At 55.1% G+C, this 21,519-nt stretch carries 25 protein-coding genes; all 25 read right to left on the minus strand.

The features are described 5' to 3' along the window. Positions 1 to 294 precede the first annotated feature (294 nt). Positions 295 to 2,190, minus strand: a complete 1,896-nt coding sequence (mfd, locus tag WC515_01490; protein MFA5146039.1) for a transcription-repair coupling factor — start codon at positions 2,188 to 2,190, stop codon at positions 295 to 297. A 28-nt stretch (positions 2,191 to 2,218) separates the two neighbouring features. Next, positions 2,219 to 3,901, minus strand: coding sequence for an arginine--tRNA ligase (gene argS, locus WC515_01495; protein ID MFA5146040.1), 1,683 nt, complete (start codon positions 3,899 to 3,901; stop codon positions 2,219 to 2,221). Between the two features lies 1 nt (position 3,902). After that, complete coding sequence (gene rsfS, locus WC515_01500) at positions 3,903 to 4,322, minus strand: ribosome silencing factor (GenBank protein MFA5146041.1); 420 nt, start codon at positions 4,320 to 4,322, stop codon at positions 3,903 to 3,905. Positions 4,323 to 4,511: 189 nt separating this feature from the next. Next, positions 4,512 to 4,655: a DUF5679 domain-containing protein gene (locus tag WC515_01505; protein ID MFA5146042.1), complete on the minus strand. Its 144-nt coding sequence runs from the start codon at positions 4,653 to 4,655 to the stop codon at positions 4,512 to 4,514. Between the two features lie 119 nt (positions 4,656 to 4,774). After that, a complete protein-coding gene (gene nadD / locus WC515_01510) occupies positions 4,775 to 5,344 on the minus strand; it encodes a nicotinate-nucleotide adenylyltransferase (protein MFA5146043.1) in 570 nt (189 codons plus the stop codon). Position 5,345: 1 nt separating this feature from the next. Then, the gene (locus tag WC515_01515) at positions 5,346 to 6,602 is read right to left on the minus strand and encodes a glutamate-5-semialdehyde dehydrogenase (GenBank protein MFA5146044.1); all 1,257 of its coding nucleotides are present in this window, start codon (positions 6,600 to 6,602) and stop codon (positions 5,346 to 5,348) included. Then, on the minus strand, positions 6,599 to 7,687 hold the full coding sequence (gene proB / locus WC515_01520) for a glutamate 5-kinase (protein ID MFA5146045.1): 1,089 nt from the start codon (positions 7,685 to 7,687) through the stop codon (positions 6,599 to 6,601). Before proB ends, WC515_01515 begins: the two co-directional genes overlap by 4 nt. Beyond that, positions 7,680 to 8,660 carry a GTPase ObgE gene (gene obgE, locus WC515_01525; protein ID MFA5146046.1) on the minus strand — a complete coding sequence of 327 codons (981 nt, stop codon included), beginning with the start codon at positions 8,658 to 8,660 and terminating at the stop codon, positions 7,680 to 7,682. The genes proB and obgE overlap by 8 nt, the downstream gene beginning before the upstream one ends. After that, positions 8,660 to 8,890 carry a 50S ribosomal protein L27 gene (locus tag WC515_01530; GenBank protein ID MFA5146047.1) on the minus strand — a complete coding sequence of 77 codons (231 nt, stop codon included), beginning with the start codon at positions 8,888 to 8,890 and terminating at the stop codon, positions 8,660 to 8,662. The genes obgE and WC515_01530 overlap by 1 nt, the downstream gene beginning before the upstream one ends. An 11-nt stretch (positions 8,891 to 8,901) precedes the next feature. After that, entirely contained in the window at positions 8,902 to 9,222 is a 321-nt protein-coding gene (rplU, locus tag WC515_01535; GenBank protein ID MFA5146048.1) for a 50S ribosomal protein L21, read from the minus strand. Between the two features lie 115 nt (positions 9,223 to 9,337). After that, on the minus strand, positions 9,338 to 10,852 hold the full coding sequence (locus tag WC515_01540; GenBank protein ID MFA5146049.1) for an Rne/Rng family ribonuclease: 1,515 nt from the start codon (positions 10,850 to 10,852) through the stop codon (positions 9,338 to 9,340). A gap of 3 nt (positions 10,853 to 10,855) precedes the next feature. Continuing rightward, positions 10,856 to 11,182 (minus strand): TIGR03936 family radical SAM-associated protein, encoded by a 327-nt coding sequence (locus tag WC515_01545; protein MFA5146050.1) that lies wholly within the window; start codon positions 11,180 to 11,182, stop codon positions 10,856 to 10,858. After that, entirely contained in the window at positions 11,179 to 12,909 is a 1,731-nt protein-coding gene (locus WC515_01550; protein ID MFA5146051.1) for a secretin N-terminal domain-containing protein, read from the minus strand. Before WC515_01550 ends, WC515_01545 begins: the two co-directional genes overlap by 4 nt. After that, positions 12,899 to 13,303, minus strand: a complete 405-nt coding sequence (locus WC515_01555) for a hypothetical protein (protein MFA5146052.1) — start codon at positions 13,301 to 13,303, stop codon at positions 12,899 to 12,901. Before WC515_01555 ends, WC515_01550 begins: the two co-directional genes overlap by 11 nt. A 1-nt stretch (position 13,304) precedes the next feature. After that, positions 13,305 to 13,898, minus strand: coding sequence for a type 4a pilus biogenesis protein PilO (gene pilO, locus WC515_01560; protein ID MFA5146053.1), 594 nt, complete (start codon positions 13,896 to 13,898; stop codon positions 13,305 to 13,307). Next, positions 13,895 to 14,599 (minus strand): PilN domain-containing protein, encoded by a 705-nt coding sequence (locus tag WC515_01565; GenBank protein ID MFA5146054.1) that lies wholly within the window; start codon positions 14,597 to 14,599, stop codon positions 13,895 to 13,897. The genes pilO and WC515_01565 overlap by 4 nt, the downstream gene beginning before the upstream one ends. 13 nt (positions 14,600 to 14,612) lie before the next feature. After that, positions 14,613 to 15,647: a type IV pilus assembly protein PilM gene (gene pilM, locus WC515_01570; GenBank protein ID MFA5146055.1), complete on the minus strand. Its 1,035-nt coding sequence runs from the start codon at positions 15,645 to 15,647 to the stop codon at positions 14,613 to 14,615. Then, complete coding sequence (locus WC515_01575; GenBank protein ID MFA5146056.1) at positions 15,644 to 16,156, minus strand: hypothetical protein; 513 nt, start codon at positions 16,154 to 16,156, stop codon at positions 15,644 to 15,646. The genes pilM and WC515_01575 overlap by 4 nt, the downstream gene beginning before the upstream one ends. 7 nt (positions 16,157 to 16,163) lie before the next feature. Further along, positions 16,164 to 17,660 (minus strand): hypothetical protein, encoded by a 1,497-nt coding sequence (locus tag WC515_01580; GenBank protein MFA5146057.1) that lies wholly within the window; start codon positions 17,658 to 17,660, stop codon positions 16,164 to 16,166. Between the two features lie 14 nt (positions 17,661 to 17,674). Then, positions 17,675 to 18,295: a prepilin-type N-terminal cleavage/methylation domain-containing protein gene (locus tag WC515_01585; protein MFA5146058.1), complete on the minus strand. Its 621-nt coding sequence runs from the start codon at positions 18,293 to 18,295 to the stop codon at positions 17,675 to 17,677. Continuing rightward, positions 18,276 to 18,782: a prepilin-type N-terminal cleavage/methylation domain-containing protein gene (locus WC515_01590; GenBank protein ID MFA5146059.1), complete on the minus strand. Its 507-nt coding sequence runs from the start codon at positions 18,780 to 18,782 to the stop codon at positions 18,276 to 18,278. Before WC515_01590 ends, WC515_01585 begins: the two co-directional genes overlap by 20 nt. A 3-nt stretch (positions 18,783 to 18,785) precedes the next feature. Further along, positions 18,786 to 19,136, minus strand: a complete 351-nt coding sequence (locus WC515_01595; protein ID MFA5146060.1) for a prepilin-type N-terminal cleavage/methylation domain-containing protein — start codon at positions 19,134 to 19,136, stop codon at positions 18,786 to 18,788. 61 nt (positions 19,137 to 19,197) lie between these two features. After that, the gene (locus WC515_01600) at positions 19,198 to 20,646 is read right to left on the minus strand and encodes a hypothetical protein (protein ID MFA5146061.1); all 1,449 of its coding nucleotides are present in this window, start codon (positions 20,644 to 20,646) and stop codon (positions 19,198 to 19,200) included. Next, complete coding sequence (locus WC515_01605; protein ID MFA5146062.1) at positions 20,643 to 20,975, minus strand: prepilin-type N-terminal cleavage/methylation domain-containing protein; 333 nt, start codon at positions 20,973 to 20,975, stop codon at positions 20,643 to 20,645. Before WC515_01605 ends, WC515_01600 begins: the two co-directional genes overlap by 4 nt. Before the next feature lie 81 nt (positions 20,976 to 21,056). Continuing rightward, positions 21,057 to 21,401: a prepilin-type N-terminal cleavage/methylation domain-containing protein gene (locus WC515_01610; GenBank protein MFA5146063.1), complete on the minus strand. Its 345-nt coding sequence runs from the start codon at positions 21,399 to 21,401 to the stop codon at positions 21,057 to 21,059. Positions 21,402 to 21,519: the final 118 nt, after the last annotated feature.

Below are 21,519 nucleotides of genomic sequence, written 5' to 3' on the forward strand. Positions count from 1 at the left end.
TAGATAACCTTCGGCGAAATCCGCCGAAGCACCCGGCCTATTTAGCATTGAATGCGAAGGCGGAATTTACGTCGAGCGAATGCAGGAACTGACCGAGGCAAGAGATGAAAGGATATATGCACCCGTACAGAGGGGATTTATCAAGTAACGAGTTATTGATACAAAGGCCGAGGGAATTCCTGCAAATTCGCGAGACGTAAACCGCAGTGCACGGCGAAAAAATTCAGGCCGTGAACAGGACCCTGAAGTGCGGCAGGGACCGTAACTTCTATGGCCTGCACAAAATATTTTACGCTACCTTTCCTTTCCATACCCATCGATGGCGCTCTTGAGGAGGCGGCAATAGAGGTCGAACCCGACCGCGTGTATGTAGCCGTGCTGCTCTACGCCGAGCAGGTTCCCCGCCCCGCGTATCTCGAGGTCCTCCATGGCCAGCTTGAACCCGGAGCCGAGCTCCTGGAATTTCATGATAGCGTGGAGCCGTTTCTGCGACTCCTGGCTCAGGACGAACCTCTTCGGGATCAGGAGGTACGCGTACGCCTTGCGCGTGAACCGGCCTACCCTGCCCCGGAGCTGATAAAGGTCGGCCAGGCCGAAGGTATCGGCCCTGTTTATTATTATGGTATTGGCATTCGGTATGTCTATCCCGGACTCGATGATCGTCGTAGAGACGAGGCAGTCGATCCCGCCTTTTATGAACTTCAGCATCGTCTCCTCGAGAAGCCGTTCCGACATCTGGCCGTGCGCGACCACTATCTTCGCCTCCGGCACAAGCGCCTTCAGCGAGCGGGCGATCACCTCGATATCCTGGACCCTGTTATGGAGAAAGAAGACCTGCCCGCCCCGCCCTTTCTCGCGCATGACCGCCTCGCGTATGAGTTTCTCGTCGTAATGCGTCACTACCGTCTCGACCGGAAGACGCTCGGACGGCGGCGTATTTATTACGGATATATCCCTGCCGCCCATGAGCGCCAGGTAGAGCGTCCTGGGTATGGGCGTCGCGGTAAGGGTCAGTATGTCCACGGTCGCGCGGAGCTTCTTGAGGTGCTCCTTGTGACGCACGCCGAACCGCTGTTCCTCATCTATGATCACGAGGCCCAGGTCCTTGAAACGCATATCGCGGGAGAGCAGACGGTGGGTACCTATGATGATGTCCACGGCCCCGCTCGCGACTCCTTCGATTATACGTGACTGCTCGCCCGTCGTCCTGAACCGCGACAGCATCTCTACGTTCACGGGATACTTTTTCATACGGGAGGAGAAGGTATTGAAATGCTGTTCCGCGAGTATCGTGGTCGGCACGAGGATGGCGACCTGTTTATTGTTCATCACCGCCTTGAATGCCGACCGGAGGGCCACTTCCGTCTTCCCGTATCCGACATCGCCGCACAGGAGACGGTCCATCGGTTTCCGGGCCTCCATGTCCAGTTTCAATTCCGCGGTCGCGCGCGTCTGGTCGGGCGTCTCCTTATACGGGAACGCCGCCTCGAGCTCCTTCTGCCATTCGGTATCTTTCGAGAAGGCGAACCCCTGGCTGGCGGCGCGGCGCGCCTGCAGATCGAGGAGCTCTACGGCCACCTTCTCCACGCCCTTCCTGGCCCGCTCCTTGACGCGGGCCCATATCTTCGCACCGAGCTTATAGAGCTTGGGGGGTCTTCTTTCGAAACCGAGATATTTCTGTATCTTATGGAGGTCTGTGTGCGGGACGTAAAGCTTGTCGCCGTCGGCGTACTCTATGACGAAATGGTCTGTGTATCTCTTTTCGACCTTTACCTTCTCCACCCCCATGTAACGGCCTATGCCGTGGTCCACATGCACGACGTAGTCGCCCGATTCTATATCTACGAAGTTGTCTATCGGGGATTCACCGGAGGTGCCGCGGCGCCGGCCCTCTATCTTATGTTTGAATATGCCGCGTATGGGAAGGAGTATCGCGACGGAGTGGTCCTGTATGACCTCGTAGGTCAGCGGGTCGAGGCTGCGGATCTTTTTAACGCAGTTCCCTTCGAGCTCTATCCGGAGCGGATACTCGAAGGTGACGGGATAGACGGTGATCGTGTCTCCTACGGCGGCAAAGTCGCCTTCTTCGGCGACCCTCCTGCACGAACGATAGCCGTATTCGACGATATCCGAAAGCAATTTCTCGGTGTCGATCTCTTCGTTCAGGTAGATCTTTATGGAGTCGAACATGTGTCAGCTTTCAGCTATCAGCTGTCAGCTACATCTTTTTAGGGAGCGAGACGCCGAGGAGGCCCAGGCCGTTCGCGAGCACTATCCTGGCGCAATCGACCAGGACGAGCCGCGCCCTCGTCAATTCGAGATCGTCGCTGACAACCCTGTGCTTTGTGTAGAAGGAATGGAAGATAGCGGCAAGGTCCTGCAGGTATTGGAGCACTATATACGGGTCGAGAGAATCCGAGCTCAGGGCCACGATGAGAGGGAACCTGCGCATTATGCGCAGGAGCTCGAGCTCTTCCGCTTCTTTAAGCAGGGATGAATCATACTTCGCCGGCCCCCTTATCTTTTTACCGTAATCGAGGATCGACCATATCCTGGCATGAGCGTACTGGATATAATAGACGGGGTTCTCCATCGACTCTTTCTTGACCGACTCAAGGTCAAAGTCGAGATGGCTCGAGATCCTTCTCATCAGGAAACAGAACCTGGCTACATCCTTCCCGACCTCCTCCCTCACCTCGCGCAGGGTCACGAACTCGCCGGCCCTGGTGGACATAGAGACGACCTGGCCGTTCCTGAAGAGCGTGGCGAGCTGTACTATGAGCACGGAGAGAGAGCCGGCGTGGTAACCGAGCGCCGCGACCGCCGCCTTCATGCGCGGGATATATCCGTGGTGGTCGGGGCCCCATATGTCGACTATGCGTTTAAAACCCCTCCTGTATTTGTCTAGATGGTAGGCTATATCGGAGGTGAGATAGGTCATCTTGCCGTCGGACTTGAATACCACCCTGTCCTTATCGTCGCCGAACGCGCTCGACTTGAACCAGACGGCGCCTTCTTTTTCGTAAATATATCCCTTCTCCTTCAGTACGGCGATCACCCTGTCTATCTTGCCGGACTTACGCAATCTCCTCTGGCTGTACCATACGTCAAAATCGACTCCGAAGCTCTTCAGGTCATCCCTTATGTCGCGCATGATCCAGGCCAGCCCGAACTCCCTGAACGGGTCGAGCTTATTCTCTTTGATATATTTCCTGCCGAACTTCTTTTTGAGATCCTTCGCTATATCCATGACATAGGAGCCCTTGTACCCGTCCTGCGGGAAATCTTCCTTCACCCCGCAAAGCTCAAGGTACCGGACCCTGATGGAATTGCCCAGTATATCCATCTGGGTGCCTTCGTCATTTATATAATATTCCCTGGTGACTTTGTAGCCGGCGAATTCGAGTATATTGGCGAGGCTGTCCCCTATGGCTGCCTGGCGGGCATGCGCTATGGTGAGGGGGCCGGTGGGGTTGGCGCTCACGAATTCCACCTGCAGTTTCGTCTTCCTCCCCAGGGCCATACGCCCGAAATTGCCCTTCTTCCTCTTTATCTCAAGCAGTGACTTATACAGGTGGGCCCCGCTGAGAAAGAAATTGATGAACCCGGGCGGTTTTATCTCAACGCGGTCTATCTCGCCCTTTATATGGGAGGAGGCGAGATCTTCTTCGAATGACCTTTTGATATGTTCGGCGATAACGAGAGGGTTCTGGCCGGCGGCCTTGGATAACCTGAGGGCGATATTCGAAGCCAGGTCGCCGTGCGACCTCTCTTTCGGGATCTCCAGTTCGGGCTTCACGCCATCCGGGAGGACCGCGGAGGCATTGAGGTCCGCGAGGGCCTTCTTTACGGACCGCTCCAAAACCGAGATTATCCTGCTTTCGATCCCGCCATAATGCATCTTAACGCCTGGCTCTCTTCTTCTTTTTTTTCTTCTTCAGGACGCGCGCCTTCCTCCGGGGCACGGCCTTCCCTGTCTTCTCCCTGAAGCGCTCCTGCGGTATATCGCTCCACAGCTTTTCGAGATCATAAAAATGTCTCGTCTCTTCACCGAAGATGTGGGCCACGACATCGCCGTAATCGAGCACTATCCAGAGGGCCTCTCGCTCCCCTTCGGAATGCCACAGCTTCTCGCCCTTTTCCCTCAGCACTCTTCTGATATTGTCCGATATGGCCTTTACCTGCGTAGTGGATGTGCCGCTCGAAACGACAAAATAGTCCGAGACGCTGGGGACCTTGCGCATATCCATGATGACTATGTCGCGCCCTTTTTTATCCGATGCGGCCCTGGCGATCGCCGAGGCCTTCCTTTTCCCTATGATAAGATATCACCTCTTTCCGATACCAAAAAAATATACCCCGATAAACGGCTCATAAAAAGATTATCCCGCCTAAGAATGCTTTGTGGGCGACTCAAGGCGGGATCCCGCACTGAGTCATGACCCTCAGCATTCAGGCGGGGCAGCACCCTGCAACTCTGCAATCTGTATAATTCTTCTGATAAAGCCGGATTATTTCATTATCTTATACATCCCAGTACCGCAAGTTGTGCATTTGCCCTTCATTGCCTGGCGCTTGTTCTTCATGGTGACTTTCTGGGTGTCCTTCATCTCTTTCTTGGCTTTGCACTTTACGCAATATCCTATCTCTGCCATCTATATCACCCCCTTTGATCTTTCTATGCCCTATTTCAATACTTTTGTGCTAGTTTATCAGAAGATCTGCCCCTTGTCAAGGGGATATCCTCCATTACCCCTGCAGGAGGCCCATGTCTCTACCGGTATAACTTATGATCCGCGATGTAACGGCGCACCTTCTCGGGGACCAGGTAGCGTATGGACCTGCCCTCTTTTACCCGCTTCCTTATGTCGTGCGAAGAGACCTCTATGGGCGTTATGACCACCGTATCCACCTCTTTCGGGACATCCTGGAAAGGGTAGCCGGGGCGGTTCGCCACGATGAACTTGGATATCTTGAATATCTCGTTCACGTCCTTCCAGGAGAAGAGGTCCTTCAGGGAATCGGACCCGGTGATAAAATATAGCTGGCTCTCCTGGCCGTATTTGGCCCTGAATTCCTTCAGTGTATCTATGGAATACGACCTTTTCCTGGCATCTATCTCGAAACGCGACGCCTCGAGGGCCGGGTTATCCTCTATCGCCAGCTCCGTCATCCTGAAGCGGTCCTCGGCAGAGACGACGGGACCCGACTCTTTGTGCGGCGATAGATAAGTCGGGACGAATATGACCTTGTCCAGCTTGAGCTTGAAACATGCCTCTTCCGCAAGTATCAGGTGACCCATGTGTATCGGGTCGAACGTCCCTCCCAGTATACCTATGCGCATATCATCTCCGGACCTGCCCGTTCCCCCGCACCACGTACTTGTACGACGTCAGCTCTTCGAGCCCCATGGGGCCCCTGGCATGGATCTTGTCGGTAGAGATACCTATTTCCGCGCCCTTCCCGAACTCTCCGCCGTCGGTGAAACGGGTCGAGGCATTCACATACACGCAGGCAGAATCGACTTCACGCAAAAACTTTTCGGCCGTCTTCTTGTCGCCCGTAACTATGGCATCCGAATGGTACGACCCGTACTTCATGATGTGCTCTATGGCGCCGTCTACGTCTTTCACCACCTTGACCGAAAGGATCAGGTCAAGGTACTCGGTGTACCAGTCGGCTTCGGAGGCGGGCAGCACGCCCCTCACGATGCGCCTCGTCTCGGCGCATCCCCGTATCTCCACCCCCTCGCCTATCAGGCGCCTGAGCATGCCGGGGAGGAACTCTCCCGCTATCTTCCTGTGCACAAGCATCGTCTCCATGGCATTGCAGACGCCCGGACGCTGGACCTTGGCATTGAGACATATCTCCCGGGCCATCTCGAGGTCTGCGGCCTTGTCTACGTAGGTGTGGCATACGCCCTTGTAATGCTTGATGACCGGTATCCGCGACCTCTTTGCCACCTCCCTGATAAGGGATTCGCCTCCGCGCGGCATGACGAGGTCTATCAGCCCGTCCTGCGTCAAAAGCTCGTCCACTATGCCCCTGTCGGTATGCCGGACCATCTTCATCGCCCCGCGGGGCAACCCATGAGATATCGCCGCCTTCTCGAGCGCCTCGTATACGGCGATATTCGAATGTATCGCCTCGCTCCCGCCTCTCAGGATCACGGCGTTACCCGACTTCAGGCAGAGCCCCGCGCAGTCGCTCGTCACGTTAGGGCGGGATTCGTATATGATGAGTATCACCCCTATGGGGACACGCACCTTTTCGATACGGAGGCCGTTGGGCCGGCGCGTGCTTGAGATAAGGCCGCCGACCGGATCTTTCAATCTGGAGATCGAGACGAGCGAGTCGGCCATTTTGCGTATCCTTGAAGGGTCCAGGAGCAGTCTGTCGATGAGGGCCCCGGAAAGCCGTCTTTCGCGCGCCCGGGCGACGTCCTTTTCATTCTCCCTTAGTATGGATGACTCGTTCTTCCTGAGGGCATCGGCCATCGAAACGATGATCTTATCCTTGACCGCCGTATCGATGAGCGCCAGCGCCCTCGAGGCCTCTTTTGCCTCATTGCACATCACCTTAACGTTATCGCGTGCGCTCATAATATCACCAGGTTGTCTTTATGTATGACTTCGTCGGGCCCCTTATAACCCAGGACGGCCTTGAAGGCGGAGGTCTTCAGCCCCTTTATCTTGGCGGCCGCCTCCGAGGAGTAGTTAACCAGCCCGCGGGCGAACTCTTTTCCGTTCCTGTCGACTACGCTGACGGCGTCGCCCTGGGAGAAGTCACCGCTCACCGCGAGCACACCGGATGCCAGGAGGCTCCTGTCTTTCCGCGAGAGCGCTTCCCTGGCGCCGTCATCCACCTCGATACGGCCTTTTGTCCTGGATGAAAACGCTATCCACCTCTTCTTCGCGAGGAACTTCACTCCCTGGCACTTGAATGCGGTGCCTGCGGCCTTTCCGTCCAGTATGTCGGGTATGATGCCCTTCTTTGTGCCGTTGGCTATGACGCATTCCATGCCCGCCTCGCATGCGCTCCTGGCGGCCGCGAGCTTGGTGGCCATCCCGCCGGTGCCGAGGTCACAGCGGCTTGCGCCGCCCAGCTTCGCTACACGTGAGTTTATCTCTTCCACGAACTTTATGACACGTCCGTCTTCGTCCAGGAGGCCGTCCACATCGGTAAGGAGTATCAGCATATCCGCGCCGCACAGGTCCGCGACGAGCGCGGAGAGGCGGTCGTTATCGCCGCACTTTATCTCGTCTGTCGAAACGGTGTCGTTCTCGTTTATGACCGGGATGACGCCGTGGCCGAGAAGCGCGAGTATGGTGTGTTTGATATTAAGGTAGCGCTTCCTGTCGTTAAGGTCTTCCTGGGTCAGGAGTATCTGGCCCGTAAGGTAGGAGCGCGCCCTGAAGTACTCGCTGTAAAATTGCATGAGGTGGCCCTGCCCTATGGCCGCGGAGGCCTGAAGCTCCGAAAGGAGGGCAGGCCTCTTCTTCAACCCGAGGAGCCCCATTCCGGCGCCGATGGCCCCCGAAGTCACCAGGAGGACCTCCGTCCCGCGGTCTCTCACGTCGGATAGCTGCTCGACGAGGTTACGTATCCTCTCCCTGTCGAGCGTCCGCTCTTTTGACGTGATGACCTTAGTCCCTACCTTTACCACTACCCTCTTATATTTAGCCATTTTTTCTCTCTGCCCTGACCTTTTTATATATAGCCGTGAGCAGCTCTTTTATCCCCTCGCCCGTTTCGGCCGATACCGGAAATACCTTCAGCCGCGGGAACGCCTTTTTGAACTTCTGTATATTCTTTTTGGCCTCAGGGAGGTCCGTTTTATTCAGCGCGACGATCTGCGGTTTCGCGCCGAGTTCCCTGCTGTAGAGCTTTAGTTCTTTGTTCAGTTTCCTGTAATCGCCCGCCGGGTCCCTCCCCTCCCACCCCGATATGTCCACCAGGTGGAGAAGCACCTTCGTCCGTTCCACGTGCCGCAGGAACCTGTCCCCAAGCCCCTTTCCGAGGTGCGCACCCTCGATGAGGCCGGGTATCTCGGCGATCACAAAATGCGCGCCGGCGTACATCTTCACAACGCCCAGGACCGGCGCTTTGGTCGTGAACGGGTAACCGGCGATCTTTGGGTGCGCGCTCGATATGCGCGATATGAGCGTCGACTTTCCCGCGTTCGGATAGCCGATGATCCCCGCGTCGGCTATGAGCTTCAGCTCAAGCATGATCGTCTTCTCTTCTCCGGGGAAGCCTTTTTCATTCGACCGGCCGCGCGAATTCCCGCGACCGCCGTGCCCTCCCCGCGCGATGACGACCGACTCGCCCTCTTTTACGAGGTCACGCAGGACTATATCATGGGTCAGGTCCCTTATGGTGGTGCCGGCCGGCACCCTCACTAAAAGGTCCGTCCCTCTCTTCCCTTTTTTATTGCTTGAGCTGCCGTGCGATCCGGATTCTGCGGTAAAGTGCTGCTGATATTGGAAGTCTAAAAGCGTGTGGACGTTCCTGTCGACAAGGAAGACCACATCTCCGCCGTCACCGCCCCTGCCTCCGTCGGGCCACCCGACCCTGTTCCACTTATCGCGGTAAAAGCTGTGGCAGCCGTTACCGCCGGATCCGGCCTTGATGTAGATCTTTGTTTCATCTATGAACATTATTTTGCGGATTTGACGACGCTTACAACCTTGCTCTGGCCGAAGACGACCTTCCCGTCGATGAGCGCGTAGAGCGTGTCGTCCCTGCCGGCGCCGACGTTACGCCCCGGCTTGAATACGCGGCCGTGCTGCTTCAGTATTATCGTGCCGGCCTTCACCTTCTGGGCGCTGAAACGCTTGATCCCCAGGTTCTTAGGCTGACCGTCGCGTCCGTTTATCATGTGAGCCATATAGCTACCTCTTATCCTTTCGCTATCTCGATCTCTTTGACTTTTATCCTGGTGTAATCCTGCCTGTGGCCTATCTTCTTCTTCTCGCTCTTCCGCCTCTTATACTTGAAGGCGATGACCTTGTCGCCCCGTACCGTGCCGAGCGCCTCGCATATCACATGCGCCCCCTTTACGTGCGGCGTCCCAAAGTGGACGGAGTTGCCTTCCTTCAGGATAAGGACCTTGCCGAGTTTCACCTCGGCGCCTTCTTTGGCCTTCAGCTTTTCGACCAGGAGCACATCGTTCTTGGCTACTTTATACTGTTTCCCGCCTGTTTCCACAACTGCGTACATTGAACACCCCCATGTAGTTAGGCCGAATACTATACCATATCGGCCCCTTTCCCGTCAAGCACGTCCGGATCTGACATTGGAAATCGGAAATCAACCTGCAGGACCCTTAAAAATCCTACCCCCTGCCTTCCTCTATACGGATCTCTTCGATGTGGAGGTTGGGGTCTTCGATGATGCGGATGCTCTTCCTGAACCGCTTTTCGAGAGGCCTGATCATGTTGCGAGAAGGGAGCGAGCTCTCGGCGGCGACGTCGGGATGGAGCGATACGAATACCTCGCGCGCCCTCGTGCCGGCCAGGAAGCTCTCGAGCTTCCTGAAGAGCTCTATCGCCACGGTGGAGACGGACTTTATCACGCCCCGGCCGTTACAGTACGGGCACTTCTGGTAGCTCTTCCCCTCTATGCTCTTACGGACCCTCTGGCGGGTCATCTCGACAAGCCCTATGCTCGATATATTGAGTATGTTCGTCTTTGCCTTGTCGTTCTCGATGGCCCTCTCAAGCGCCTTGGAGACGGCCCTCCTGTGTTCGGGCACCTCCATGTCGATGAAGTCGATTATTATGATGCCCCCGAGGTCCCGGAGCTTCAGCTGGCGCGGCACCTCCTGCGCCGCCTCCATATTCGTCTTGAATACGGTCTCCTCGAGGTTCCTCCTGCCTACGAACTTGCCGGAATTGACGTCGATCGCGACGAGGCTCTCCGTCTCGTCGAATATGAGGTAGCCGCCGCTCTTAAGCCCTACGATACGGTTATATATCTTCTCTATCTGCGGTTCGACCTCGAATTTCTCGAAGAGAGGCGTCGTCCCGCCGTAAAACCTGAGGCGCGGCCTAAGGTGCGGTGAATATATGCTCAGGAACCTGTTTATCTCTTTGAACTCATCCCTCGAATCGACCTCTATCTTGCCGAAATCGGCCGTGAATATATCACGCACCACCCTGAGGATGAGGTCATACTCTTTATGGACCAGCTGGGGAGGCCTGGCGCGCCTGGCCCTCTCTTTTATCTGCTGCCACAGCCGTATGAGATACCTCGTCTCCCGGAAAAAGTCCTTCTGGCTCGCCCCTATCGCCGCCGTCCTCACGACGAACCCCATATCTTTCGGCAGTTTCAGCTCCTCCAGTATCTTCCGTATCCTGTCGCGCTCTTTCCTGTCCTCTATGCGTTTGGAGATGCCTATGTGGTTATCGAACGGCATCAGGACGATGAACCGCCCCGGTATGCTGATATGCGTCGTAAGGCGCGGACCCTTCGTCCCGATCGGCTCCTTCACGACCTGGACGAGCACCTCGTCGCCTTTCTTCAGGAGGGCGCTTATCGATTGGTTCTCTCTGCCCTTCTCCTGCCTCGCCCCCTCGATATCCTCCGACGACTCACCCAGCAACTTCTCATAACTCGACTGCCCGGTAACAACGTCGGTGACGTAGAGGAACCCGTTCTTCTCCAGCCCCATATCGACGAATGCGGCCCCCATCCCGGGCAGGACCGCCTCGACCCTGCCTTTATATACGTTGCCGACCAGGTTCACGGTATCCGAGCGTTCGATATAAAACTCTTCGAGGCGTTTATCCGCCATTACGGCGACCCTCTTTTCGTGCGGTGTTACATTTATATATATCTCTCTTGCCATTATCTATCCTGTCTCCTTAGCTTCTTTTATACGCACGCCCGCGGGCAGCATATTGTTCATGGACTCGATGAAAAGTCCTGGCTCGACCGGGGCCGACATATCGAATACGGCCTCTTCCGCCTGACTCTCCCTGCCCAATTTCAGCGCATTCAGGACACTTATCTTAAGGTGGGGGCTGAACCCTTTGGTTATCGCGACCGGAAGGCATGCCCTGCGCGAAGCCCGCTGGAAGAGCCGCATGAGGTCGAGGTGTGATATGAAACGCATGTCGCCTGTCTTCGAAAATATGACTTTAAGTTTAGTGGCCTGTACGATGTGATTGCCTGTTATAGTTTTTTCCTCTTCATCTTCTTCTTGTCGGCCTTCCGTTCGGCGTCTTCCTGGCTCACGTCATACATAGGCACATACGCCTTGCTCACGCTGGGGATATTCTTTATCTCCTTGCCCGAGACGACGAGGTTGACCGTTATGAAGAATATGAGCTCCGTCTTCTGCTTCGTCGTCTCCTTCTTGGTGAAGAGGAGCCCGAGATACGGGACGTCCCCGAGCAGGTCGCCGATGAACGGGACCTTCTTCTTGACGTCGACGTTATTCTCTTTTATCAGGCCCCCTATGAATATCGTCTCCCCGTCCTTTATCATTATCTGCGTCTTCGCCTGCCGTGAGGAGAAGACCGGCGCCACGACGCCGCTCGAGGCGTCGAGCGTATCATATCTCAGGAGGTCGCTTATCTGAGGCGCCAGGTCTACGACTATCTCGCCCTTCTCGTTTATGTGCGGCGTGACCTTCAGTATTATGCCGAGGTCCTTCGACTCGTAACCGGTTATCTCCATCTTCCCTGTCGTGGAGTTCCTCTCGTACTTGGGCAGGTTGAGCGTCTGGCCGACGTTGATGAGGGCCTCGACGTTATTGAGCGTCGCGATCCTCGGGTTCGAGACGACCTCTGTATTCGCCCTCGACTTTATCAACTCGAGTACCATCTTGAATTCGGAGAAGTCGAGCGTCCCGAACTTGAATGTGTCCTGGAATATCTCCTGCGAATAGTCGATGTACGGGAATCCCATCGAGCGGCTTCCGGCGCCGTCTGCACCGGCCGGGTATTTGCCCGGCGTGGTAGTGGTTGAGCTACCTGATCCATCCGGTGAAAAATTGCTTTCTACACCTTCTGTCTGTACAAGCGGCGTAAACTTCGACAGGAGTTTATTATCGACGTCATAGTAGTCGAAGGGCGCGGTTATGGGCCTCTTGGCGCCGCTCGCGGTGAACTTTATATTCCAGTCGATACCGAGCTTCTCCTCGTCGGTGAGCACCGTCTCTATGACACGCGCCTCGATCAATACCTGATCGGTCTTCCTGTCGAGCTTACTTATGACCTCGCCGATCTTATATATGTTTGTCGGTATATCCGTGACGAGGACTATATTGGTCCTGTCATCGTACATGACCTTGCCCCGATCGCTCACTATATCTTTCACCGAGGTGACTATATCCTTCGCCTTCCCATAATTCAGACTGAAGGCCTGGGTGACGAGCTCCTCCTGCTTGAGCTTATCTACGGTTATGACGCGTATGATATCGCCTTCCCGCTCATACGCGAAGCCGTAATTACGGACTATGATGTCGAGCGCCACCTTCCACGGCTTATTGTTCAGCTTGAGGTCGACAGGGCCCTTTACGTCCGGCGCCGGCACTATATCCACACCGGAGACCTCCGAGATATAAGCGAGGACGGTCCTTATATCCGCCCCTTTGAAATTGACCGTGACGTTACCGGGCATGACCACCTCTGCCGGCTCTTCCGGCCTCGCCGGTCCTGCATCCGGCGCTGCGGCGGTCTCGGCCGTAGGCGCGGCCTCGGCCGGAACTGTCCCGGCCGCTTTTTCCGCGGGCGCTGAAACCTGCGGCTCCTGGGCCGGGGGCACGGCCTCGGCCGGAACCGTCTCCTTACCCGTCTCTTCGGCAGAAGATATGCAATAGGCGAAGACGCATAACGGCAGCGCGCACAGGAAAGTAAATATCAATAATGGTCTCTTCCTTCTCCAGGACTTATTTCTCACGTTTGGTTCCTCCCTCTTCCGGCAGATTTATGTCGTAACTCTTACCCCCTATGGCGAGGGTAACGGTCTTATTGGTTATCTTCTTCACCTGCAGCATACCTGCAGAATATCCCTCTTTAGTCATCTCGCCGTTTATGATCGCCACCCTTTTACCGTTCGATCCTACGGCTATACCTTCAAGGTTGACATCGGTAATAGAAACGATGTCCTCGAGGCTTGCGACGACCGTCTTGTCGGGCCCCACCAAAGAGACAAAAGGATCCCGCTTGCCTCTCGCTTCATACCTGAACCTGTCCTCGCTCTCGGCGAGACGTATCGAGACAGCGAACGTCGCCACCAGTATGAAGGCGACGGCCGCCGTAAATGCCTCTCTTCTAGTTATCCTGGACGTCATATCACCTGTTCTTCTTCTCGCCCACAAGCGTATAAGTGCAGACGATCAATTCGACATCGTGCCGCTTGGGCGTGACCTTATTCGCCTTTATCTCTATGTCGACCACCTTCATGAACCTGTCCGCGTTCTCGAGATCGCTTAAAAATACGCCGAGCTCGTGGTACCCGGACTTGGCGCTTATCAGGATGGGGATCTCGTTATATATCTTATCTTTCTGGGCCTGCTGGTCCTTTAAAGAAGCGGAAAGCGGGGTTATCCCCAGTATCTTCACATTCGCCTCCTGGGCGATACGCGACAGGTTCTCGAGTAGGCTCGGTATCTCCTGCTGGGCGGGAAGCCGCTTCTCATAAAAATCGACCTTCCCTTTATACTCCTCTATGTTCTTCACGAACAAGGCCTTCTTCTTTATAAGCGCCTCTGCCGTATTTATGTCGGCCATCATCTTGCCCATCGCGCTGAGAGATTCCGTGAGGCGGGTCACCTGAGGCCCTATGAGAAGGTAGAAATAGGCAACTATGACAAAGACCAGGACGAGGGAGCCGAATATCATCGTCTGTTTTTTATTCTTTCCGAAGTCGAGCGGTATATTGATCATTTCGCCTCTTTATAAAGGCAGGTTATCTTAAAGTTCATGACTTCCTGCTCTTCCACCTTGTCCCTCTTTATAGACCCCAGCTCTATGTCGCTGAAATCGCTGTAAAAATCGGGGTTCTCCTTCAGGCTCTTTATGAATTTGCCGACCGATGCGGTCCCTTCCTCTCCCATACCTGTCGCATAGCCGGATATGATGAGGTTCTTCACCGGCACCTTCTCCACGATAGATTTCGTCGGGTTGGCCGGCCCCTTGCCCTTGGGCGTCTTGAGGTCGATCGTTACGGTCCTGTCGACTATCTTTTCATTATACGAAAGCTCCGTGAGCCATATCCCGGGCGTCATGGAATCGGCCAGATCGTTCAGTTTCCTGGCCCAGCTGAACCGTTTCACCATCAGCTCGTCGATGGACCCCACCTTCTTATTGATGGTGTCGACCTGTGATTTCAGGAGCTCGACCTCACGCTTCTCGGGCGAGATCTTCTTATAATCCTTCTCCATGGCAGATATGTGGGAAGTGGCATATATGCCTATCAGGAAGAGTAGGACCGGCACGGCGACGAGGAGAGCGGCCGTCCCTATGAGTATCTTTATGACGGGCACATTCTGGAAGTTCAGCTTCGAGAGGTCTATCTTCTCGAGCTGTATCTGCGGCTCTTTCTTCTTCTTCTTTAACTCTTCCGGGAGCAGGTTTATCTCTATCATGATAATATTTCTGTCACCTCAGGGCAAGCCCTGTCGCGACGGCAAAAGAATTTTTCGCCTTATCCAGCGCGGCGGCGTCGGCAGAAAGCGCGCTCTTGTCAAAACACTGGAACGGGTCCCATCGGTTCGGTTTTGCGCCGAACGTCTCCTCGAACTGTTCCGTCAATCCTGTTAGCTCGGAGCCGCCGCCCGTGAGATATATCTCGTCCACTGCCCTGCCGTGCTGATTCTCGTAATAGCTGAACGATAACCGCGCCTCATCCAGGATCCCGGCTATCACCGCCTTCGTGCACCGCGCTATATCCGGCGCCTTATCTGCCGGGGAGAGCTTCAACTCCGAGGCGGCTTTCAGATCGATGGCCAGCCCCCTGGAGATCGCCGCGTCGAACTCGTTACCCCCCATCGCGATATCCCGCACGAAACAGACGGTGCCCGCCCGGACTATGCTCAGGTTCGTCAGCGCCGCCCCTATATTCAGGAGCGCGTACGCCTTTTCCGGATCGAGGGACGGCATGTTCTTAAGGAATGAGTTCACTATCGCAAAACTGTCCACGTCTATGATACTCACCGAAAAACCGGCCGCCTCCGCTATCTTCATACGATCTTCTATGTAGGCCTTCTTGGCGGCCACGAGAAGGATCTCCAGCTTATTCTCCTGCTCTATCTTGCGTATTATCTGAAAATCGACCACGCATTCGTTTATGTTGAAAGGGAGGTACTTTTCCGCCTCAAATTTTATCGCCCCTTTCAGGTCCTCTTCCCTCATCTTCGGCATAGCCACAAACCTCACTATGACGGATGACCCGGATACCGATATGACCGCATCCTTCGCGGATACCTTCGTCTCTTCGGCAAGCGCCTTTACCGCGGCCCCAAGGGATTCTTTGGACGATCCTTCGACCCTCTTCACACCGGCTGCCGTCAGGCTCACCGTCTCCGCGGTGCGCGATACCTCGCATATCCTTACGAGATTGCTGCCGATGTCCAGGCCCACCCTGCTCTTCGCATGGCCGGAGGGCTTCTTCTTTGCGGGCTGCTCGTTCGTCATTTATTCAACACCTTCTGCCGTTTGTCTGCGGGAAAATCTTTGGCGCTGCATTTAAAACCGCTCACCGCCATCTTCTTAAGCATCTCCGAGACCGCCAAAAGACCCTTGGCCCTGTCGTCATTCGGGTCAACTTTCAGGGTCTCCTTCGACTTCATTATCTCCCTGTCGAGCGTCTCCATAAATTTTGTCTTATCCTGGGGGTTCACCCTGGCCCAACCCTCGATCATATTGTCACCGACATCCTCTTCCGGAAAATTCTTATACACCTCATCGAGGCTCTGGGGAGATTCTTTCACAGGCCTGGCGCCGGCCTCTTTGACCTTGCTTATGTCATAAGGGGCCTGCGGCACGATCTCCGGCCTCTTCATCCTTTCTCCGGGGGCGGCCGTCTCTTTCGGAAGAGCTTTCCCCTTTTCTGTAAATACGGTCGTCTTCCATACCATAACCACTATGGCTATAAGGCCTGCGGCCAGAGCGACATTCACATACAGGAGCTTTTTATCTTCCATGATCCTCTTAATCCCTTTGCCATACAGGACGGTGGGTCAACTCGTCCTCTTCGATGGTAAATTTAAATGTGACTATATTATCTTCGTATCCCGGGGGTAGGCCCAGGGGAAGCTGGCCTGAGTCCGTCCAGTCGATAGAACCCTTGTTCAGGTCCCGGTTCAGAAGTCCGGGAATAGGCAGGACCGTATCTACATATATATTGCCTTCGGAAAATATGGTGCCGTCGGTCCTACCGCCGTAGTACGCATTAAAATCGTCATGCGCATAGATCACCACATCCCCGCGGACGCCGCCGAATGCCCTGACACCGCCGGTCTCGACATCGCCGTAGGCGATCAGGGAGAGCACGTCATCGGTGCCGTTAGTCGGCTGGACTATCGTAATATTTTCCATCGAAATGACCGCGTGGTCTATGTCCGCACCCCACCAGGACGTATCGCTGAATAATATGTCAGCATTACCGTCGATAAATATGATAGAGGTGCCCTCCGGCACTGTCCAGGGTCCGAATGATTGATCGCCCGAATAATAATTCGCCTCCCCCGGCCCTATGCCGAGGCCGAACTTGTTCAGCTCGAACGTATAGTATGTATAAAAGGCATCGCTTGAGTCGATCGAGCCGATATAGCTTGAGGGCCTATTCGACGCCACAGGATAAGTGTCGTTGGTGTTGAATAGCGCGAGCTTCGCTAACTTGACGATGCGGTCCGGGTCGCTCTCCAGCACATCCGCATCCGTTATACTGCCATCGCCGTTCGTGTCCGTTATGCCCAGGTCGTCGGGAGGCGTGACCTGGCCGTCGCCGTTCAGGTCCTGGAGATATGAATGGGTCGGGTCTCCGCTATCGCTGACGGTGTAAAATGGCGCCTTCTGATATAGCTCCAGCTCTCCGCTTGAAGCGTTGACGGCGTACCCGTACCAGAAGGAGATCGGCTGGAATGACTGGTTTTCAAAGATATCACCGGTGACCTTCACATAGCTGTTCTTTGTGATCGTCGATCCGCTCTCGAGCGGCCCCTCTGCCCTGACCCATGACTTCAGGAAGCCGAGTAAACTCCTTCCGTACAGTTCCATGGCCGCGATCGAGCCGAGAGGGATGGCGCTCTGGAAATCGAGCAAATAGTAGTACTGCACGGTGACCCGCGCCGTCTTGCCGTTCACGGTGCCTGTGGCCATTATACCGAACTCATCGCCGTCCACCCTGTCCCCGGCGGCGGTAAAAGAACCGACGACAATATCGCCGCTTGCGGTAGGGACCTGGATATTGCCGCTTATGGGCTGGAAGAGGGTATTCCATGTCATCGTCTCATCACCCCTTGAGCAGAGGTTAAGGTACATGAGCTCGGCCCCGGACTTCGCTACTAAATACGCCTGGTCCTGGTCGCTCGTCGCCTTCGTCTGGAGGACCTCGCCGCATCCTATATTTATTATCGCCCACGCTACAAGTATGATGACGGCCAGGAACGCGCCTACTATTATTATGACGAAACCTCTATTCCTCATATTCGGATGCACTCTCATAAGTTATCCAGGTGTACCGTATCGCTGTACTCTACCTTTATGTGATAAGGCACCCCCCTGGTGCCTATTACATCCTTCTCTACGGTGGCGGTCACTTTAATTATATCGTCGTGGACCGTCGCCGTCCCTGTGCCGCCGAAGTCCTCGGACAGCTTTTCGAACTTCAGGCCCGTAAGACCGGATGTCGAGTTTATCTTGTAGAGGGTATTCGCATTGTCCCTATAGTAAACCGCGTTCTGTGCCGTATCCAGGTAGAAAGCCCTGACGTGTGAAGTGCCCCCGTCCTGCAGCAGGTCGAAATCTATCTCCCTGCCTTCCTGGAGCGACGGGATATCGTACGAAGTCGCCCACATGATACCGTTCCGCCTGGCATGCGTCGAAGTCCCTATCGTGGTGACGCCTGCTGTGGGATCGGCGGTGCCCTCCACTATGGACATCAGGGCCAGGCGCGCAACGCGCTCTGCCTCTATAACGGGAAGCGTCTCGTGCCACCACTTCCAGGTCATGATGAATATTCCCCATGCGCCCGCGAAGACATAAAGGGCTATCATCGAGGCCGTCATGACCTCTATGAGGGTGAAGCCCCGCTGCCGGGAACTACGGATGGCGCGCGACATATACACTCGACCTCTCTCTGCAGACAAAACCCTGCCCCCTGCCGAAAAAATCTTCGTTCCACTGGATATTGAACCCTATGATCTTGTAATTGTAAGCTCCCTCCCGGTAATAATAGAGCTCGCCCGAGGCGTCTTCGAGATTGCGCGGGAAGTAGGGCTCCGCGGTCACCGTGCCGGTGAGGTCATCGGAAGTGTCGACCGTGCCGCGGTCGTCTATCGTGACGGTGATAGGGTCAGGATTGGTGCCGTCAGTCGATACGACGAGCGGATTGGCGAAACCGTCGCCGTCGCTCACACCATCGTAGCCGTATGCCAGCTCGTAGTCGATATAGGACCTCAGGATATTCATCGCGGAGACCCTGTGCCTTGCATGGGCGGTGCTGAGCTTTGATACAAAAAATGCGCCCAGGATGCTGCACAGGAGGATGCTCAACAGGACGATGCTCGTAAGGGTCTCTACCAGGGTAACGCCTCTACTATTCTTCACCGCTCACTCCGCCAATTTGTGCCCTTCACCCTCTTCCAGACTGCAAGTCACCTGCGGCTTGCTCCCCACCTCATGCAGCGCATAGGTGCCGCCCGAAGGGCATGTCAGCCTAGCAGTATTCTTGATGTAATTGTATACGTCATCGGTGGGCATCGTACCGTCGGATATGTTATGTTCTATGGCCCACTGGTCGATGGCCGCGTCTATCTGTTTGAGATTATTGATGCATACGGTCTTCCTGGATGAGAAGCGCGTCTTAGCGTACTGGGGGAGGCCTATAGAGAGAAGGATAGCGATAACCGCCACCGCGATTATCACTTCGACCAATGTAAATGCCTTTCGGTTCATCATCATTATGTAATATAATATAATTACGCTATATTTTATATAAACTTATCATAAATCGCGGGGTTTGTCAAGGTTCCCGGTGCGGCGTACGCCCTATCCATATATCGGATGCCGCATAGTGCCACTCAAGGCCGGGGATCTTCGGCTCCTCCCCTGACGGGCGCCTCAGGATCAGGCGGTCCTCCGGGGCCATCTTCCTGACCCAGGGCTCGAACGACTGGTATGCCCCGTAATTCCACTGTATCTTCCTGAATACCGCAAGGTCTTCGGCCGGCATCAGGGCCGCTTCGAAACCGAGTATATATCTCCACGGAGCGCGCGGATTTTTAAAGAAGGTGTCGTAAAATATCACCATGCTGTCGCTATATACTATCCCGCCCGGGCCCGGAAGCCATTCTGCCTGGGAGGGGTCATCCTGTGAAAGGTACTCGGTATCCAGGTTATGGGTCCACCGGCCTCCGGCGTCGTTTGTGACCGCAAGATATAAGACGGAGACCAGCGCGACCGCCAGGACTATCCTCCGCACAGAATATCGCCTCATCGACGTCCTGAAGACGTCTTCGAACTCCCACGCTATCCACACCGCGAGGGCCGGCATACCCCAATCGAACCAGAAGCGCCTGACCGCAAAACCCAATACCCACCCGGAAAGAGCCAATATGAAGACGGGGTTGTCCAGGACGTTCCTGTTCCATCTCCCGCGCACGGCACGCCATCCCATCATGCCGATGACCGCCGCCGCGGTGAGACCATCGCCGTTAAACGGCTGGAACTCTCCTACGAGCAGCCTGGTCGGCGTATTATCTCCGAGAGAGAGGACCAGGTGGACGAGATTCTGTTTAAGGAAGAGGTACGGGTGCCCGGTTAGGAGCGCGCCGCCGATCACTCCGCACGCGACCGATAAGGCAAGCGCCCTGCCTATCCTCCACTCGCGCGCGGCAAAATACGCGGCCACCGGGAGCGCGAACAGGTACCAGCTACCGTGTATCCATGTCGCAAGCGCTACAAGTATAGCGATAAGCGCCATGGCCGGCAGGAGACCGGTCTTCTTTGATCTCATCGACGGCCACATGAGGGAGAGCAGAAGGACTACGGCCATGCTGAATATATACGGCCTGCCGAACAAGAGCCGCTCTATCAGCCAGACATCCGTCACCGCAAATATGAGAAATGCGGCAGGCCATGCCTCCGGCCTTTCCAGTCCGAAAACGGGGATGAATGTAAAGAGCACGAAGAGTATAAATACGGAAAAGACGACGAGCCCCGCCGGGGCCCACCCGGTAAAATCATGGACGACGCCCAGTATGGCATGCCATCCGGGGTGGTTATCCACCATATGCGCATCGCGCAGGACAAGTATCTCATCCCATCCCTTGCCGGAGACGGCCTTGGCCGCATGGCGGAGAGCGTCATCGTAAGGCAGGAAACCGTGCGCTATGACCTTTAAAACGATTAGCGACACACCGATAAGCACGATACAGAGAACGGCGAGCGGGACATAACGCGAGGTCTTCACAGGGTATGTTCGTTGAGATTACCGGGACAGGCAGGCACTGTATTCACCGCCACCGTGTCGTACGTCACCCCTTTGCAGCTGGGCCACTTCCTTATATAATCCGGCACGATGTCGGAAGTCGCGGGCGTATCAGAGTCGGTCTTATCGTTGGTGATCGCCCATACCTGTATGGCGCCCTGGATCTGCTTCAGGTTCTCGATGCATGCGTTCTTCTCCGCGACCTCCCTTGCCTTGATAAAATTAGGGATCGCTATCGCCGCCAACAGACCGATGATGGCAACGACTATCATTATTTCTACGAGCGTAAAGCCGCTGTTATGTATCTTCATATAAGGCCTCTACAAAAAACCCCGCACGCTTTTGAGGCGTGCGGGGCCAAAACTACCAGCCATTCCCAACTCCATACGCTTTTATAGCGTGTGGCCGTTTAGGTTGTTCGGGCAAACAGGGTCAGCGTTAACTGTCTGCGGGGACGCATAAGCCGTTCCCTTGCACTTCGGCCATGCCTTCATGTATCCTGTCGTGGCATTGGTCAAATCAGCTGATCCCACAGTATCTGACGCCGATTTCGCGTTATCGATCGCCCAGACCTGTACCGCACCCTGAACCTGCTTCAGGTTTGCAATACATGCATTCTTCTCTGCGGTCTCCCTGGCCTTGATGAAGTTCGGTATGGCTATAGCCGCCAATAAACCGATAATGGCAACGACTATCATTATTTCTACGAGCGTAAAGCCTCTTTTCTTCATCTTCATATATGGTCACCTTCCTTTCCCCCAAAATTGGGATCTTTTTTAACTACCAAGGTCTTTTAGAGAATATGTACAATAAAAAATCTCTAATCAGACCTTTTTCTTCTCTCCCTATTCTACA

This window comes from Candidatus Omnitrophota bacterium, assembly GCA_041650805.1.
Classification (GTDB): domain Bacteria; phylum Omnitrophota; class Gorgyraeia; order 2-01-FULL-45-10; family 2-01-FULL-45-10; genus JBAZKM01.

Coding starts and splice junctions, on each gene's coding strand:
- mfd (MFA5146039.1), bottom strand. CDS start 2,190: ATGTTCGACTCCATAAAGATCTACCTGAACGAAGAGATCGACACCGAG.
- argS (MFA5146040.1), bottom strand. CDS start 3,901: ATGCATTATGGCGGGATCGAAAGCAGGATAATCTCGGTTTTGGAGCGG.
- WC515_01505 (MFA5146042.1), bottom strand. CDS start 4,655: ATGGCAGAGATAGGATATTGCGTAAAGTGCAAAGCCAAGAAAGAGATG.
- nadD (MFA5146043.1), bottom strand. CDS start 5,344: ATGCGCATAGGTATACTGGGAGGGACGTTCGACCCGATACACATGGGT.
- WC515_01515 (MFA5146044.1), bottom strand. CDS start 6,602: ATGAGCGCACGCGATAACGTTAAGGTGATGTGCAATGAGGCAAAAGAG.
- proB (MFA5146045.1), bottom strand. CDS start 7,687: ATGGCTAAATATAAGAGGGTAGTGGTAAAGGTAGGGACTAAGGTCATC.
- obgE (MFA5146046.1), bottom strand. CDS start 8,660: ATGTTCATAGATGAAACAAAGATCTACATCAAGGCCGGATCCGGCGGT.
- WC515_01530 (MFA5146047.1), bottom strand. CDS start 8,890: ATGGCTCACATGATAAACGGACGCGACGGTCAGCCTAAGAACCTGGGG.
- rplU (MFA5146048.1), bottom strand. CDS start 9,222: ATGTACGCAGTTGTGGAAACAGGCGGGAAACAGTATAAAGTAGCCAAG.
- WC515_01540 (MFA5146049.1), bottom strand. CDS start 10,852: ATGGCAAGAGAGATATATATAAATGTAACACCGCACGAAAAGAGGGTC.
- WC515_01555 (MFA5146052.1), bottom strand. CDS start 13,303: ATGACGTCCAGGATAACTAGAAGAGAGGCATTTACGGCGGCCGTCGCC.
- pilO (MFA5146053.1), bottom strand. CDS start 13,898: ATGATCAATATACCGCTCGACTTCGGAAAGAATAAAAAACAGACGATG.
- WC515_01565 (MFA5146054.1), bottom strand. CDS start 14,599: ATGATAGAGATAAACCTGCTCCCGGAAGAGTTAAAGAAGAAGAAGAAA.
- pilM (MFA5146055.1), bottom strand. CDS start 15,647: ATGACGAACGAGCAGCCCGCAAAGAAGAAGCCCTCCGGCCATGCGAAG.
- WC515_01575 (MFA5146056.1), bottom strand. CDS start 16,156: ATGGAAGATAAAAAGCTCCTGTATGTGAATGTCGCTCTGGCCGCAGGC.
- WC515_01580 (MFA5146057.1), bottom strand. CDS start 17,660: ATGAGGAATAGAGGTTTCGTCATAATAATAGTAGGCGCGTTCCTGGCC.
- WC515_01585 (MFA5146058.1), bottom strand. CDS start 18,295: ATGTCGCGCGCCATCCGTAGTTCCCGGCAGCGGGGCTTCACCCTCATA.
- WC515_01595 (MFA5146060.1), bottom strand. CDS start 19,136: ATGATGATGAACCGAAAGGCATTTACATTGGTCGAAGTGATAATCGCG.
- WC515_01605 (MFA5146062.1), bottom strand. CDS start 20,975: ATGAAGATACATAACAGCGGCTTTACGCTCGTAGAAATAATGATAGTC.
- WC515_01610 (MFA5146063.1), bottom strand. CDS start 21,401: ATGAAGATGAAGAAAAGAGGCTTTACGCTCGTAGAAATAATGATAGTC.